At 60.6% G+C, this 16887-nt stretch carries 10 protein-coding genes and 1 pseudogene; all 11 read right to left on the reverse strand.

What is annotated here, in order from left to right:
- Positions 1-34: 34 nt before the first annotated feature.
- The gene (gene tagH, locus ACR0AC_RS11270; RefSeq protein WP_170622534.1) at positions 35-1501 is read right to left on the reverse strand and encodes a type VI secretion system-associated FHA domain protein TagH; all 1467 of its coding nucleotides are present in this window, start codon (positions 1499-1501) and stop codon (positions 35-37) included.
- A 10-nt stretch (positions 1502-1511) separates the two neighbouring features.
- Positions 1512-1820: a PAAR domain-containing protein gene (locus ACR0AC_RS11275; RefSeq protein WP_170622533.1), complete on the reverse strand. Its 309-nt coding sequence runs from the start codon at positions 1818-1820 to the stop codon at positions 1512-1514.
- A gap of 2 nt (positions 1821-1822) precedes the next feature.
- Entirely contained in the window at positions 1823-2434 is a 612-nt protein-coding gene (locus ACR0AC_RS11280; protein ID WP_170622532.1) for a DUF6931 family protein, read from the reverse strand.
- Positions 2435-2447: 13 nt separating this feature from the next.
- On the reverse strand, positions 2448-4580 hold the full coding sequence (locus tag ACR0AC_RS11285; RefSeq protein WP_480873417.1) for a type VI secretion system Vgr family protein: 2133 nt from the start codon (positions 4578-4580) through the stop codon (positions 2448-2450).
- A gap of 34 nt (positions 4581-4614) precedes the next feature.
- The gene (locus ACR0AC_RS11290; protein WP_480873613.1) at positions 4615-7404 is read right to left on the reverse strand and encodes a type VI secretion system contractile sheath domain-containing protein; all 2790 of its coding nucleotides are present in this window, start codon (positions 7402-7404) and stop codon (positions 4615-4617) included.
- A 1161-nt stretch (positions 7405-8565) separates the two neighbouring features.
- Positions 8566-9066 (reverse strand): annotated as a pseudogene (gene tssB, locus ACR0AC_RS11295) (type VI secretion system contractile sheath small subunit); the annotation flags it as partial.
- Positions 9059-9916, reverse strand: coding sequence for an ion transporter (locus ACR0AC_RS11300; protein ID WP_170622529.1), 858 nt, complete (start codon positions 9914-9916; stop codon positions 9059-9061). The gene ACR0AC_RS11300 and the pseudogene tssB, both read right to left, overlap by 8 nt.
- A gap of 58 nt (positions 9917-9974) precedes the next feature.
- Positions 9975-11192: a hypothetical protein gene (locus ACR0AC_RS11305; RefSeq protein WP_480873419.1), complete on the reverse strand. Its 1218-nt coding sequence runs from the start codon at positions 11190-11192 to the stop codon at positions 9975-9977.
- A 61-nt stretch (positions 11193-11253) separates the two neighbouring features.
- Positions 11254-13971, reverse strand: a complete 2718-nt coding sequence (gene tssH, locus ACR0AC_RS11310; protein ID WP_480873421.1) for a type VI secretion system ATPase TssH — start codon at positions 13969-13971, stop codon at positions 11254-11256.
- Positions 13972-13973: 2 nt separating this feature from the next.
- Positions 13974-15044: a type VI secretion system baseplate subunit TssG gene (gene tssG, locus ACR0AC_RS11315; protein WP_480873423.1), complete on the reverse strand. Its 1071-nt coding sequence runs from the start codon at positions 15042-15044 to the stop codon at positions 13974-13976.
- Positions 15008-16885 carry a type VI secretion system baseplate subunit TssF gene (tssF, locus tag ACR0AC_RS11320; protein ID WP_480707860.1) on the reverse strand — a complete coding sequence of 626 codons (1878 nt, stop codon included), beginning with the start codon at positions 16883-16885 and terminating at the stop codon, positions 15008-15010. The genes tssG and tssF overlap by 37 nt, the downstream gene beginning before the upstream one ends.
- Positions 16886-16887 lie beyond the last annotated feature (2 nt).

Below are 16887 nucleotides of genomic sequence, written 5' to 3' on the forward strand. Positions count from 1 at the left end.
GCCCTCCCTTGTTCTTGCCGCCCTGATCAGGGCGTTATTTCAGCTTTTCCAGCTGTTCTTTATATGCGCGCGCGAATTCCCGGCTAAAGAGATCATGAAAATCGTTCTCTGCCTGATCCGAGATTTCAGCATACATCTTTTCATATACTTCCCAGTACTGGGCCTTCTTACCCTTGAAAAGTGACCCAAGTTTGCCCGAGCCTTCGATTTTTCCCGCCAGCACCTCGGGGTCCAGCCGGGCCAGCACGCCTTTCAGCGCGGCTTCCATGCCGGTGACCATCGCAACCTCATGCGCCTTGATGTCGTTCAGCGCCTGTTCGGTGGCTTCTTCTGCGGCCAGATAGCCTTTGACGCGCGGCTTGACCAAGGCCTCGATGGCCTGTTCCGGGCTGATCGAAAATTTCAGCGGGTTGTTCCCGCCCGCACTGATCATGGTCTGGTCGATGCGGAATTCCGACTTGATCGAAGTGCGGGTCATCAGGATTTCCCGCAAACCGGTGATCATCGCGCGCAACACGCGGCCCATGCGGCCCATGGTGGCGGGCAGATCGGCATCGTCGATGCGCAGGTCGTCCACCTCAAGCGCCTCCAACAGCGCCCGCGCCGCGGCCTGATCACCTGCGGCCACAGGCGCAGGTGTTTCAGGCTTTGGCGGCTCCGGCGCAGGCGCGGCGGGGGTGGGTGGTGCAATATCAGCCTGACCGCCGGGCGTCGGTTTCGCGGGTGGCGGAGGCGCGGGTTCCGGCGGAGGGGCCGCAGGTGGCGGCGGCTCGGGCGCGGCAAACGGGTCCGACGGTGCGCCGCCCGAGGGTGACAACAGATCGTCATCATCCCAGTCATCGGGGATCAGGTTCGCCCCGCCCCCGGACTGCGGTGCCGAAAACGCATCGCTGGCCGACGGGTTATGCATCGGATCGCTTGCGCCCATATCCGCGTGAACGTCCTTGGGCTTGGCAAAGAACGGGTCATCATCGTCCAACGGCGGCAACAGCTCGTCCATCGGGTCGGGCGTTGCAATCTGCCCCGGTCCCTTGGCATCGCCGCCCAGCAGGTCATCCAGAAAATCCCCGCCCGGCCCTGCATCGTCCAGCAAGGCCAACGGGTCCGGCGCGTTCTGCGACTGGCCCGGGGACACCCCGGCCTGTTGCATCGGCTGCGGGATCATCTCCTCGAACGTGGGCAGATCGGCCCCGATCTCGACCACCATCTCATACCCGCCTGCGGTCAGCACATCGCCGTTGTTCAGCGGCGTCGGCGTGCGGCCCAAGGGGATTTTCGAGTAGTTCAGGAACGTACCATTGGTCGACAGATCGACGATCACCACATTGCCATTGTGATCCTCGATCACGAAATGGCTTTTGCTCAGCGTGCGTTCAGGGTCCGGCAGCACCAGATCATTGGCCGGGCCACGCCCGACGGTCAAAGAGCCTCCCTGCATCGACACCGGGCGCCCGTCGCCCGGCACAACGCCGGTGGATTGGAATTTCAACGTGACCGTCATGCGTTTGTCTTCATCCTCCGACCAGTACGGTAGGGCAGCACGGCGGTATGATAAGACCGCCACAGGCGCAATTATCTGTAACCCGCGCCGCAGGAAGCTTGCTGATCAGCACAGTTGCAGACCCTTTGACAATCGGATGCGGGAAAGCGGGCGTGGCCAGATCCGACATACGCGCCGCAGGCAGTTTGGACACCAGAACCGTAGGGCAGCAGGGCGGCATGATCGGCATCGGAACCGGCGCAGGAGGCGGCGGCGCTGGCGGCGGGGCCGGCAGCGTGCACAAATGCATGTCAGTGACGCGGGCTTGTGGAAATCCCATGTCTACTCCTTCGTCTCCAGACCGCCTTCCGTGCGGTCCAGCTTACCATTCCCACCCCGAGCAATATCGACGCCGCGATCAATCAGCAACTGCACATAGGCATCAAAGTCATCTTCGTGCATATCCATTGCAACAACATTCATCGCAAATGCCATAATCTCGGCCGCGCCGGGCGGCGCTGGCATGGTCGCCAGATCCCCCGTGCCCAGCGTTCCGTCCGAGTATAACACGCCCATCGCGCAATTGATGGTCTCGTCATCGGGTTCAGCCAGATCGATCGTCTCTTCGGCCTTTTCGCGGTTCTCGGGCGTCGGGCGGAACACCCACTCCTCAGACGCGGCCAATGCCGGTGTGTTGTTGTCCGGCGCTTCGCCGATATAGTCGCGCGCGGCCAGACAGGACCACCAGACCCGTTCCCGCGCAGGCAAGGCAACGCCCAGCAGGCGCAATATGTCGACCACTGCGCCTTTTTCCTCTAGCTCGGTCAGCACCACGTCCAACGGCGCACTGGCGGGCGCGTCCAGCTTGGTGGCCAGCCGCGCATGGGCGTCCGCCAGCATCCGCGCAGCAGGGACCTGAGGCACCTTGGCCATTCCGGTAAATCTATCGCTCATCACTCGGCCCCCCTTAGTTGATCATCGTCAGGCCGCCCTTGAGGGTCAGCATGGCATCGCCATTTACCGTGGTCATCGGGCTTTTCGCATCAAGCTTAGCATTGGCCTGAACCTTGATCATCGTGCTTTGGATCGTGATGCTTGTCGGGTCCAGTTTGATCGATGAGCCACCAACCTTCAATTCGATCGACTTCATGGCGGTCATGGTGATCTTGCCCATTTTGGCATCGACCTTGATGTCCCCCATCTTGACCGTCGTGGATTTATCGCCCTGACTGACCTCGGTCGTCAGGTTGCCTTGCTTGATCGTCTCGGCATGGTTGCCCGTCACGGTGCGGGTGGACTTCCCTTCGATGGTTTCGGTCTGGTCGGTCTTGATACTGACTTTCTGGCTGCCGGTTTCGATGGTGAAGGTGTGATCGCCTTCCTTGATCGTCTCGTCCACGTTTTTCTTGACCACCTGGCTCAGACAGCCATCACCGCCATTGCCGCCCACATCCAGCTTGTCATAGCCGACCGTGATGGTGGACTTGTTCTTGACCAGTTTCTCGTGATCCTTCTGCGCCTGAAAGCGCACGAGTTCCTCGCCCTTCTTGTCCTCGAACATCAGCTCATTGAACATCTCGGCGCTACCGCCTTTCGAAGACCGCGTCTTGATGCCCGACTGGGTTTGATTGGCGGGCAGAGCGTAAGGCGGCATCGTATCGGCGTTATACAGCATACCGGTGCAGATCGGCCGATCCGGGTCGCCTTCTTCAAACTGAATCACAACCTCCTGCCCGATCCGGGGAATGCTGACCATGCCCCAGTTCTTGCCGGACCACGGGGTCACAACGCGGACCCAGCAGGTGGTGTTTTCGTCCTTCTTGCCTTCGCGGTCCCAATGGAACTGCACCTTGATGCGGCCATGCTTGTCGGTCCAAATCTCCTCACCGCTTTTGCCGGTGACAATCGCCGTGTGCAGACCCGAGATCTCGGGCCACGGCGTCGTCAGTGCCGAGCGATACTTGACCGATTTCGGCTGAGCGTCGAACTCGACCATGAACATCTCGCCGCTATCGTCGGGGAATTCCAGCGCACCGGTGTCCAGATCCTTTTCGTTCTTTTCGAACCCGTAACCTTCGGTGGTCTGCAGGTAATAAGTTGCGCCCGTGATCAGGTAATCATCGTTCTGATCCTTGTCAGGATGCTCCTTCAGCGTAAACGTCCGTCCGACCTCCATCGCGCGGACCGAGGCGCGCGCCCGGCGGCGGTCGAACCGGGCATCTTCAGCCTCCATCCGCACCTGAGCGCGCGTCGTGCCCAGTTTTGTTTCCTTGTAGTAATGCCCCGGCGCGTCATACAGCTCATGGCTTTTATGGTTGTGCGTGGCCTTGGTCTTGGTATTTGCCCGCACTTCCAGCTTGGCGTTGGGTGTATTGAAATCGAAATCCCGCAGCGACACGACACCCGGCACGATCTGCTGGGAACTGGCCCACTCGGACACGCAATCCGACAGGCGCTGCTTGTAATCGTCACCCGGGCGGTATTCGACCGACGAGTCCCCTTCAATCGGTTTGTGGGCCGAGACATCGTCGCACAGCACCAGCGTCTCAAGCTTGTCTTCTGCCTTTGAGTAGTCGAAGTAGTAATAGATGCCCTCTTCCTGCATCAGGCGCGAGATAAAGTCGAAATCCGTCTCGCGATACTGCACGCAATATTCGCGTGGCTGATAAGTCGCGCTGAGGCTTTTCTTGAAGTCCGAGAACCCGTATTCGCCAAAGATCTGCTCGATGATCTGCACGGCAGTCTTTTCCTGAAAGATGCGGCTGTCAGTGGTCTGATCCAGCATCCAGAACCAGGGGCGCAGTTCGACCAGCAGCTGCACGAACCCGTCCCGCAGCGCCAGGCGCTCGACCCGCACGATGGTACCGGTAAACTTGCGCTCGGCCCCTTCTGCGGCAGCCATATGGATGGTCATGATCTTGCCCAGCAGCTTGTCCAGCGCGATGGACTTGTCAGGCGAAAGCACCTCGACCTGAATATCCGTCAACTCGCCCAGCTGTTCGGTCACGATGGCGCGGCGGATGACCAACTCATCCTCGTCATACGTATATGACCCGGTGATCCGAAGCGGCCATTCCTTGCTTTGCAAACTCTCAGCCATTTACCGTTCCTTCCACATCTTGTTCGCCATGCCGTCACAGATCAGCCAGCAAGGCAGCCAGTTCCGGGTCCATTTCTTCGTCGTCTTCTTCATCGTCGTCGTCATCGCCAAACCCGGACAGGAAATCGTCCAGATCGCTGGAGTCACCATCGCCCAGATCCAGATCAAAATCGTCGGTCCCAAGATCCAGCGCATCATCGCCGCCCAGATCGAGATCATCCGAGTCGTCGCCACCCAGATCCAGATCGAAATCATCCACATCAGGCGTTTCTTCTGCCTCGGGCTCGGGCGGCACATCGGGCGAGGGTTCCGGCACCGGCACGCCGGTCCACGGCCCCAGAATTTCCTGCCCGGCCACCGAGTTGAACGAACCCAGCCGGATTTCATCGCGACCCTTGACCGACAGCACCGGCATATAGCCGCGCTGGACCGAATGTTCGTGTTTGTCCAGCGTGATATTGCGTTCCGTGCAAGGCAGCGCCACCTGATCGCCATAGCGGTCGTTGACAAAGTGATAGGGCATGCCCCCAAGGCTCATGACCGAGCCCAGTTTCATCGCCTTGCCATTCTGCTTGAAGGACCGCGCCAGCAGGATCGTCACCAGAACCGCCGGGTTGGCCCAGAGCATGCCGCGCAGGCCCTCGGTCTCGGTGAATTCCTCGAAATCGAACTCGTAGATCGGCTCGGACTTGGCGCCATAGGGGCGGCGCAGCAGGAACCGGGGTGAGGCCAGACCCACATGCCCCGCCTCGGGCATGGCGCGGAATGTATCCCAGGCTTTGACCACCAGCGGATGCCGGTCCTCTTTCTTGATGTCCAGATAGGCCGGGGTAATGGCGCTGAGGAAGGGTGCATCCACATGGGCCGCGACCCGACCGATCCGGCCCAGCAGCTCGGCATGGGGCGGCGTTTCCTCGAACGTATATAGCCCGATCATCGCCGAATACCCGCCGCGCCCGTTTTCTTCGTCCAGCGGCTCTTCGGTCAGCAACCGCACCAGACCGGTCTTGGCCAGATCTTCTTCGGCGGCCAGATCGGCAGCGATTTCCTCGGCGGACACATCATACAGGATCACATCCAGCGTATCGTCATCCTCGACACTGCGGGCAATCAGATCGAGGCTGCGCCATTGCGCCTCGACCGACTGGAATTCCGGGTGATGCAGCACCATCCGCATCGCCGCACTCAGCGCCTCATCCACCGCCGTCTGCATGGCGCTCACGTCCGGGCTGGGCAGCTTGCGGATATGCGGGCCAACCACCCGTTTCAGCAGATCATCCACCGGCGAGGCTTGCGCCAATTCGCCCGAGGTATCGCCGATCAGCTTCTGAAAATCGCTGAGTTTCAGGTCGGCGCGCACCGTATTGCCGCCCGAAGTCTTGCGCGGCGGCACCACCGCCTGCCCAAATTCCTCACCCCAGGCAATCAACTGCTTGGCAGCATGATCTGCCGTCGCACCCGAGCTCAGCTGGCTTTTCAGGCCCGACAGCCCGTCGAACAACTCGACCTTTTCATAAAGCTCATCGGGGTGCAGGTCGTCCAATTCGTTCAGCTTGACCTCGATCCCGGCCCCGTCCTTACCAATCGGCAGCACCAGCGTTGTGGCAAAGCTTTCGATCACATCCTCGACCGTATCGGGGTCCAGCAGGATCGGTTTGCGCGCGGCCAACGCGTCCCCGGTTTCGATCTGCCCCCGCGCCGAACGGCCCGAGAAATCGCCGAATATGGCAATCCGGAATCGCGTACGCCTGAGACGTTCCGGGTCCGGCCGATCCGCGCTCATCCGCCCAAAGGCAAGCTGCGGTTCGCCTGATTGCTCGGCTCCTTCCGTGTCGGGCGCGGCCTCATCCGACTCCCCGCTTTCCGCATCATCGCCACTCAGCAGATCGTCGAGGTCCAGATCCAGATCATCAGCCGTTTCGGAGTCATCCCCCGCCGGCGTGTCATCATTGAACAAATCATCCAGATCGAGGTCCAAGTCGTCAGCATCACCCTCGGTCGAGTCTTTATCATCCTCGGACGGCGTATCGTCATCGAACAAATCGTCCAGATCGAGGTCCAGATCGTCCGCGTCATCCTCCGCCGTGTCGGCGTCATCACCGGACGGAGCATCATCACTCAGCAGGTCGTCCAGATCAAGGTCCAGGTCGTCGGCATCATCCTCCGCCGTGTCGACGTCATCACCAGACGGTGCATCGTCACTCAGCAAGTCGTCCAGATCGAGATCCAGGTCGTCCGCGTCATTCTCCGCCGTGTCGGCATCATCATCGGACGGAGCATCATCACTCAGCAGGTCGTCCAGATCGAGATCCAAATCGTCGGCATCATCCTCCGCCGTGTCGGCGTCATCACCAGACGGAGCATCGTCACTCAGCAGGTCATCCAGATCGAGGTCCAGATCGTCCGCGTCATCCTCCGCCGTGTCGGCGTCATCATCGGACGGAGCATCGTCACTCAGCAAATCATCCAGATCGAGATCCAGGTCGTCGGCATCATCCTCCGCCGTGTCGACGTCATCACCCGACGGAGCATCGCCACTCAGCAGGTCGTCCAGATCGAGATCCAGATCGTCCGCGTCATCCTCCGCCGGATCGGTGTCATCATCGGACGGAGCATCGTCACTCAGCAAGTCATCCAGATCGAGATCCAGATCGCCCTCATCATTCTCAGTCTCTTCTTCGCTCTCAGTGTCGCTGGTCAGATCGCCCAGCACATCGTCGAGCGTATCACCGTCGTCGGTATCCTCTTGTGGCGCGGCGTCGGAGAGATCGCCCAATATGTCATCCAACTCATCCAGCTCATCTTCGGCGTCCACCTCAGGCATTGCCGCAAGGACGTCGTCCGCAGATGTACCTTCCTCGTCTTCAGGCGCAGCGTCGGCCAAATCGCCCAGCAAATCGTCCAGATCGGTTTCGTCTTCAGCCACGTCTTCCGGCGCAGCATCCGCAAGTTCACCCAGAATGTCGTCCGAATCGTCCTCTTCCTCGGCAGCTTCAACCTCCGGAACGGTCGCAAGGATATCGTCGGCTGACGTATCCTCTTCGTCTTCAGGCGCGGCGTCGGCCAGATCGCCCAGCAAATCATCCAGATCGGTGTCGTCTTCCGTTTCCTCAGGCGCGGCATCCGCCAGGTCGGACAGAATACCCGAGTTGTCTTCCTCGATCGTTTCCGGCGCATCAGGGATCGAGGACAGCGCGTCTTCAACCTCGGCACCGGCGTCGGCCTCTTCCGGGGCCGCATCCGCCAGTTCTGACAGAATATCGTCGCTTTGGTCGTCTTCCTCTGCCGCCTCCAATTCAGGCAAGGATGAAAGGGCGTCGTCCACGGATTGATCTTCGGGAGTATCCTCGGGGGCTGCGTCGGCCAGACCGGCCAGAACATCGCCGGATGAGTCCTCATCCTCGGGCAGGTCAATCTCGGGCAGGGACGACAGGGCGTCATCCGTCGCCGTGTCAGCGGCCTGCTCAGCGGGTGCGGCATCGGCGAGGTCAGCAAGAACATCCGCCGAACCGTCCTCCTCCTCCGACACCTCAACCTCGGGGACCGAGGACAGGGCGTCTGCGACCGAGGTATCCTCGGGCGTGTCCGTCGGGGCGGCCTCAGCCAAATCGGCCAGAACATCTGCTGAACCGTCCGCCTCTTCCGACGCCTCAACCTCAGGGATCGACGACAGGGCGTCTGCGACCGAGGTATCCTCGGGCGTGTCCGTCGGAGCGGCCTCGGCCAAATCGGCCAGAACATCTGCCGAACCGTCCGCCTCTTCCGACGCCTCAACCTCCGGGATCGAGGACAAGGCGTCCGCGACCGATTTATCCTCGGGCGCATCGTCCGGAGCCGCCGCCGCCAGTCCTGACAGGATGTCATCGGACTGATCCTGTTCCTCAGCAGTTTCCGTCTCGGGCAGCGAGGCCAGCGCATCCTCGACAGACGTATCTTTGGGCGCGTCTTCGGGGGCAGCGTCGCGCAGGACATCCAGCGTGGCCTGACTGTCCTGCTCGGGCACCGGGCTGTTGGCCAGCGCGCCTAAAAGCGCCGGGTCGGCCAGGATCTTTTCGATCAAGGCCTCAGCCCCGGTTTTGCCGTCCATATAGGCCATCAGCGTGGACAATTGGGTGCGCGCCTCAAGCAGCTTGCGCAGCGGCTCGATCTTTGAGGCGATCTGGGCCGGGGTGAAATCGGCCATCTTTTCAAAGGTCAGATCAACAGCCAGATTGCCCTCGCCGGTCAGCGTGTTGGGCACGGCAAATTCGACCCGCGGGGCCATGGCCTTCATGCGGTCGTCGAAATTATCAACATCGATCTCAAGGAACTTGCGGTCCGACACCGACGGCGTTTCCACGGTGGATTTGCCGGACAGGTCGCTCATCACGCCCATGACAAAGGGCAGCTGAACCTTTTTCTCGGCTCCGTAAAGCTCGACATCATATTCAATCTGAACGCGGGGCGCGCGGTTGCGCGCGATGAATTTCTGGGAACTGTCAGCCATTGTTCTGCCCTTTTAAGTCGGCCACTTCACGGCGCAGGGCCCGGACCTCTTCCAGCAGTTCCTTAACGCGCTCATCGACGATATCCGTCTCGCTGCGCACCAGTTCGCGCAGATGTGAGAATTCTTCGACCGACTCGTCCTCGACCGCCGATTGCATGGTGTTGACCAGCAGACCGATGAACAGGTTCAGTACCGAAAACGCGGTGATGACGATAAAGGGCACAAAGAAGATCCAGGCGGTCGGATGCGTCTCCATCACCGGGCGCACGATGCCCATCGACCAGCTTTCAAGCGTCATGATCTGGAACAGGGAATAGAGCGAGCGGCCCAGCGTGCCGAACCATTCCGGGAAGTCGGGGCCATACATCAGCGTCGCCATGACCGCGAAGACATAGAACACGATCGAGATCATGATGATCACCGCCCCCATGCCGGGCAGCGCGTCCAGCAATGCCTGAACCACGGCGCGCATCTGCGGGATGACCGACAACAGGCGCATCGCGCGGATAACGCGCAGCCCCCGCAGGGCGGACAGACCATCGCGGTTGGGCAACAGGCCCAGGGTCACGACAACAAGGTCGAAGATATTCCATGCGTTTTTGAAGAAACTCAGACGATAGGCGTAAAACTTGACCAGCAGCTCGGCCACGAAAACGCCCAGCACGATCTTGTCGATCACCACAAGAACATCGCCGATGCTGGATTGGATTGACGCGGACGTGGACAGGCCCAGCGTGATCGCATTGAAGATGATCACGCCCAGAATGGTGTTGGTCACGGCCTTGCGCTCGACAAATTCGCGCGCGGTGTCGCGGAGCGTTTCGCTCTTCTCGATACCGGTCTCCAACACGCCCTCCTGTCACATAGGCACCGGGCGCAGCATCCTGCACCCGGCGCGTGTTTTTGTCTTAGCCGACGACGTCGCTAATGCCTTCAACCAGAGTAATGACACCCTTGACCGAGGTCACCATCTCTTTGGCCTCTTTCAGGACGGTCATTTTGTCCAGTTTCTTCAGCTTGTCGATGATGGCGGTGTCATCCACCTTCAGGCCGTTGCCTTCCATCAGCGCTTCCATTTCGGCCAGGAACTTCTGACGTTCTTCCAACTTGGCGGCCATGGCGCTGGCCTCACGCTTGACGGCCATACACTCGGCGCCCAGCTTGATGCCTTCCTTCAGCGTTTTCTGGGATTTCGCGGCCTTCATCAGCTTGTCAGCGGCCTTGCCCAGCGAATCCACCTTTTGACGGGTCTTGGTGGTGTGCTCTCGGTACAGCTTGCGCTTTTTGTCCGAATCCTTCTGGTAGGACTGATAGCCCTTGATCGCAAAATCCATAATGTCCTTGGCGATGGCCTTCGGATCGCGGCCCTTGGTCACCTCGTCGCCCATGGCAACGGCCTTGGCGGTGAACTTCTTGATCGCTTCCATCGGCTTTTTGACCGAAATCCCCGACGTGTCGGTGATCCCCTGCCGTTCCGCCGCCTGCATTATCGAAGTACCGCGCAGCGTGATGTATTTCTGGATCGCGCTGTACAGATCCTTGCGCAACGCCTCTTCGCCCTTCAACTGCTGCTGAACCTCTTTGCCCAGATCATACACCTGCTTGACGATGGTCTTGTAGGCCATGACATCAGCGCCCGAGGTCGCCACCAGCCGCGTGATTGCGGTGCCGATCTTGATCACACCTGCGGTCACTTTCAGCGTGGTCTTGACCCGTGCCTCTTTCAGCAGCTTGTCTTTGTTGGCCTCAACCTTGATCTGCTTTTCGATCGCGACATTGGCCGCCCCTTCCGCAGACCTCAGCGCGTTCAAGATCATCTGGTTGGTCGCCTGGATCATCTTCTCGGCTTCGGCCTGAGCTTTCGGACCCGGCGTTTTCATCAGCTCGCCGACTTTCTTGTCGAGCTTGACCGCCTCTTGCGTGATGACCTTCTCGTAGCGTTCCAGCTCTTTCATGCCGGTCGTTTCAAGACGCTTCAGCGTGGTCGACGGGACCGGACCCTTGGCGGTGACGTCGAATTTGACGTCAACGCGGTAGCTGGGGATTTCGATATATTCCAGTTTGGGTTTCGACCGGATCAGATCGACGACATAGAATTTGTGGGATGTAACTTCTTTCTTGGCCATTTCAGCGTTCCTCCGCTATCGGGATTTTCTAGTTCCAGTTGCCCTTGTATTCAGGTCCCGCTCAGTCAAACCCATAAGTGAAGTCGCCGTCTGTGACATCGATCACGACTTTGGCAACTTCTTCGCCCTCCATCATTCTTTTTAGGAATTCAGCCGAAATATCCGGCAGCATTGTATTGGTTACGATCGCATCGATCATGCGACCACCGCTATCCAGCTCCTGACAGCGGTTGACGATCTCTTCCACCACGGCGTCGGTGTATTCGAACGGCACGCCATGCGCGGATTCGACCCGCTTCTTGATTCGGCCCAGCTGCAGCTTGGTGATCTCGCCCAGTATATCCGGGCTGAGCGGATAATAGGGGATCGTCACCAAACGTCCCAGCAGCGCCGGCGGGAAGACTTTCAGCAGCGGATCGCGCAGCGCCTTGGCCATGCCTTCGGGATCGGGCATCAGGTCCGGGTCGGCGCACATATCCATGATCATCTCGGTACCGACATTCGAGGTCAGCAGGATCAGCGTGTTCTTGAAGTCGATCACACGGCCTTCGCCATCCTCCATGACGCCCTTGTCGAAGACCTGGAAAAAGATCTCGTGCACATCCGGGTGGGCCTTTTCGACCTCATCCAGCAGAACGACCGAGTATGGCTTGCGTCGTACCGCTTCGGTCAGCACGCCGCCCTCGCCATATCCGACATAGCCCGGAGGGGCCCCTTTCAGGCTGCTGACCGTGTGCGCCTCCTGATACTCGGACATATTGATGGTGATGACATTCTGCTCACCGCCATAGAGAACCTCGGCCAGCGCCAGCGCGGTTTCGGTTTTACCGACACCGCTGGTGCCTGCCAGCATGAAGACCCCGATGGGTTTGTTCGGGTTGTCCAGCCCCGCACGGCTGGTCTGAACGCGCTTGGCGATCATCTTCATCGCATGATCCTGACCGATCACGCGCTGCGCCAAACGGGTTTCCAGGTTCAGAATGGTCTCGATCTCGTCTTTGACCATGCGACCAACCGGGATACCGGTCCAGTCGCCAACCACGCTGGCCACCGCCTGATGATCGACGATGGGCAGGATCAGCGGGCTGTCGCCCTGCACCTCTTCCAGTTCGGCATTCTTGGCTTTGAGTTCCGCCAACAGAGCCTCACGGTCGATGGGCTGAGCGTCTGGCGCTTCCTCAGTCGCGGCCTCGCCTTCGGCGGTGCCGGTGCCTTCGACCTCCTGCCCGCCTGCGCGCAGCTTGGCCCGCAGGTCGAGGATTTCTTCGACCACTTTCTTCTCGGCCTCCCAGCGACCGTTGAGTTCTTCCAGCCGCGCCTCTTCCGCCTCTTTCGCGGCATTCACGGCCTCGCGCCGGTCTGCGACATCATAGCCTGCGGTCTCGTCCCGTTCGATGATCTCCAACTCGGTGGTTAAGGCCTCAATCCGCCGTTGGCTGTCATCGACCTCGGCCGGAACCGCGTGCTGAGACACCGCGACCCGCGCGCAGGCCGTATCCAGCAAGCTGACCGATTTATCCGGCAATTGACGCGCCGGGATATAGCGTGCAGACAGCGTCACTGCCGCTTCGATCCCCTCGTCCAGCACCTGCACCCGGTGGTGTTTTTCCAGCATCGAGGCGATGCCGCGCATCATCAGAACCGCCTTTGGAATATCGGGTTCTTCCACATGGACCACCTGAAAGCGTCGGGTCAGGGCCGGATCTTTTTCGATGTATTTCTTGTACTCGGCCCATGTGGTCGCGCCGATGGTACGCAGCGTGCCCCGCGCCAGCGCTGGTTTCAGCAGGTTGGCCGCATCGCCGGTTCCGGCGGCACCCCCTGCACCAACCAATGTGTGCGTTTCGTCAACAAACATCACAATCGGCGTCGGGCTGGCCTGAACCTCATCAATCACCTGACGCAGACGGTTTTCGAACTCGCCCTTCATGGACGCGCCCGCTTGCAGCAGGCCCACATCCAACACCAAAAGGCGCACATCTTTCAGCGCGGGCGGCACGTCACCACGAGCGATCCGCAGCGCGAAACCTTCGACCACAGCCGTTTTACCAACACCCGCCTCACCGGTCAGGATCGGGTTGTTCTGACGACGGCGCATCAGAACATCGACGATCTGGCGGATTTCTTCGTCACGACCCACGATGGGATCGATCTCACCGTTACGGGCCTGTTCGGTCAGGTCGGTGCAGAACTGCTCCAGCGCCTCGCCCTTGCCCATCGCGCCGGGGGCCATCGCGCCGCTGGCCTCACCGGGTTCCGCTCCGCCACCCACGTTAGAGCCGTCCTGCGCGCCCAGCGTATCCTCGGGCGAGCCATCGGTGGCCTCACCAAAGCTGTCGGCCAGATCATCGGCACCGATCTTCGCCAGTTCCGGCGACATGCTGGCCAGAATGTTGCGCAGCGCGGGCGTCTTGAGCATGCCCAAAATCAGATACCCGGTGCGCACCTTGCTGTCGGAATACAGCAGCGAGCCCCAGACCCAGCCCCGCTCCATCGCGTCCATCAGATGATCGCTAAGATCCGAGATCGAGGACGCCCCACGCGGCAGCATGTCCAGGCTGCGCGTCAGTTCCGAGGCGATCTTGCCCGGATCCAGATCATAATGCTGAATGATGCGGTGAATGTCGCTGTCCTGACCATTCAGGATCTGATGCAGCCAATGCTGGATCTCGACATACGGATTGCCCCGCATCTTGCAGAACACGGTGGCCCCTTCGATGGCCTGATAGCCCAGCTTGTTCAGCTTGCCGAATAGCGACACACGGCTGATTTCCGTCATCTTCAATACCTCTCGCTGTGGGCCAGTTCTTCGGCCTCGAATTCTTGTGTTACGTAACCGGGATACAGGATCAGATCATCCGCATCCGGGCGGTTCTTGTCAGGGTCATCGCGGGTGCGGATCCAGCTGGTATGGCCCAGCTGCGTGGTTCCGCCCAAAGAGGCACGCGGCACCTCGTCACCGGCTAGGACCAGATTGACCTCCCAATCCAGCGTGTCGCCGGCATAGGTGCGCAGGATCGATTCCAGCCGTTCCTGCGACACGCCGCCGGGCAGAAGACGTTTGTAATCCTCCAGCGACAAAGGCCCGATGCGAATGCGGAACTTGGCCGAGCGCGACCAGACCCGGTTGCCAATGCTGGTCGATTGCCCCAGCCGCGCAGGCCTACCCAATTGCCATGTGTCATCCGGTTCCAGTTCCAGCCACGAGCCGATGAACTGCTGCAAATGCGCCTCGACCCCGAAATAGTCGGAAATGATCGCGATCAGACCCTCGACCGTCTTGGTGCCCGATCCCAGATGCCCCGCAAAAAAGCGGCGCAGCATGTCGGGCATGGCATCGCGGTCGCTGAAATCCGCACCCTTGAACCCGGCCAAGGCCGCCACGCGCTGTTCGAACGGGTCATCACCCCGGTCAAAACTGGGTGCCGGTTCCGCCGCCGCCCACGCACGATAGAGCAAGCTCATCATCCGGTGGGTCAGCATGTCGGCAAAGGCGACAAAGGTCGGGTCGCGATGGTTGCGCTGCCGGTCGCGTGCGAACTCGGTCAGATGAAGCGGCATCGGACCTTGCGGGCCGAAGAAGCCGAAGAACAGGTTGTTCAGCTTGCCCGGAGCCGCGTCCGTCGCCGGTTCAAACCGCGTCAGCGTGGTGGGCGGAAAGGCCAGCGAGACATCCTGCCCCAAACGCACGCGATCCTCGCGCGGGCGGCGCGATTCCCCCAGACGCGGCGCATCTGCATAATGCGCCTCGATCACCCGCAACGCCTGAAAGACGTGATGTCTTTCAGGGTCGGCCGCAAGCGCGGCAAGCAGGCTCAGATGATCCTGCCCAGTCCGGCTGCCGGTCGCCATCTGGCAATCTCTCCTCGTCGTTCGGTTTTCAGAACGGTTTCCGTGAAACTGTTGATCGTGGTGTATTTGCGGAAGAACCTTTCGAGCACCGCGCCCAGCACGTAAACGCTGGTGCCTTCGTAAAAGCTTTCGTCAAAGCCCAGCGTGATTTCCAGACCCCGCACGGCGGTGCTGAGCACCTCGTCGCTCATGCGGCGCACAATGGGGCGGCTGGTGACCGAGACCACGCCATCCAACTGCTTTTCCGTCACGCGGTTGCCCAGGGGGGCGTAAATACCCAGAAGCTCGCGCAACGCCCCTGCCCCGCCTTCCTTGCCGTCGCCCGCGATGGACAGGTAGTTGAGGCTCAGGTGGCTGATCAGCTTCCACGCCGCATCGCCTTGCGCCAACGTTGCATGAGGGCGCGTTGGCGTAACCGGGGTGCGCACCGATTTAACCGGCCCGCCATCGGGCAGGTGGAACACATCGTCGCCGCCCGCCGCCAGCAGCATGGGCAGGTCACGGTTCGAACATAAGGCTTCAACTGCCAACTGATCCAGCGATCCGGGATAGGGGGCCTGCGCCCGATCCACCAAGGTCAGGTAGACCTCGGACCCCAGATACGAGGTTCGCACCCCGCGCAGACGCTCTTTTTCATTGCGCTGCCGCATCCGCCGTTTGACGGTGTAATAGGCCGAGTGATTGTCGCCCGCCGCCGTCAGATCGGTGTCGCTGTAGAAGGGTCGGAAAGGAATATCTCCTTCCTCTTCAGACTGGATACCGGTCACACGCTCGATCGAGAAAATCTCGTAATCCAACCCCGCCGTCCGGTTCGGCACCACGTGGTGCTGGGTGTCCATCTGGGTGATATGCACACGGTCGCAGCGGCGGTGAAACAGGTTCACGGCAGGCACCGCATTCAGCGAAAACGCCGCAGGTGTGACCGCAGGGGCCACGTCGCGCATACCATCTTTCAGCAGGATGTAGATATCGACATCCGTCCCCGCCGATTGCCTGAGCGCGGGTTTCAGCCCGGTCAGTTCCACAAACAGGAACCGTTCCGGCATGGCGAAATATTCCTGCAACAGGCGATAGCCGTCGAAAGACTGGCGCGGGGTCGGCAACAGCGCCTCGTCCGGTTCGAACCCTTTGGGCACCACATCCGCGTCGGTCAGGCGCGTCGTCCAGTCGGCGCGGCGGTCGGTGGAACGCCCGGTCAGACCAACGCATTGGGTGGCCAGCAATTCGTGCAGCGCCCAGGGTTTGCCGCTTTGCGTGTCGAGATGCAGCACAAGGCTGTCCATCTCAAGCTCAGCCATCGGCTCGCCATCGGTTCGGTTCAGCCGCAACCGGATGCCCGCGCGGGCGTCGGTGTCGCGGGCCACACCGGCGGCCACCAGCTCTCCGCGACCGTCGATATATTCCGCCTCGGAAATCTCGATAGGCCAAAGTGTCAGGTCCGATGCGGTCGAAAACTCACAGGCCGTCTGTTCCCCTTCGGCCAGACGCGCCCGCAGGGTGGACCCCCGGGCAATCGGATACCCCTCTTTCAGCGCGGCGTTGCCCACGTCCGGCTCAAGCTGCGCGATCATCATCGACGGCGTCGGGGCCAGATAGTGCGGGTAAACAATCTCCAACAGGTTCGAGGTGAAGGTCGGGAACTGCATCTCCAGTTCCAACTGCACCCGCGCGGCCAGAAAGGCGCTGCCTTCCAGCAGACGCTCGACATAGGGATCGACAACTTCGATCCCCTCCATGCCCAGCCGCGAGGCGATCTTGGGATAGGCACTGGCAAACTCGGCCCCCATTTCCCGCAGAAAGGCCAGTTCGGTTTCGTAATGTTTCAGCAGTCGCGTATCCATGG

The organism is Ruegeria sp. H7 (assembly GCF_056532945.1).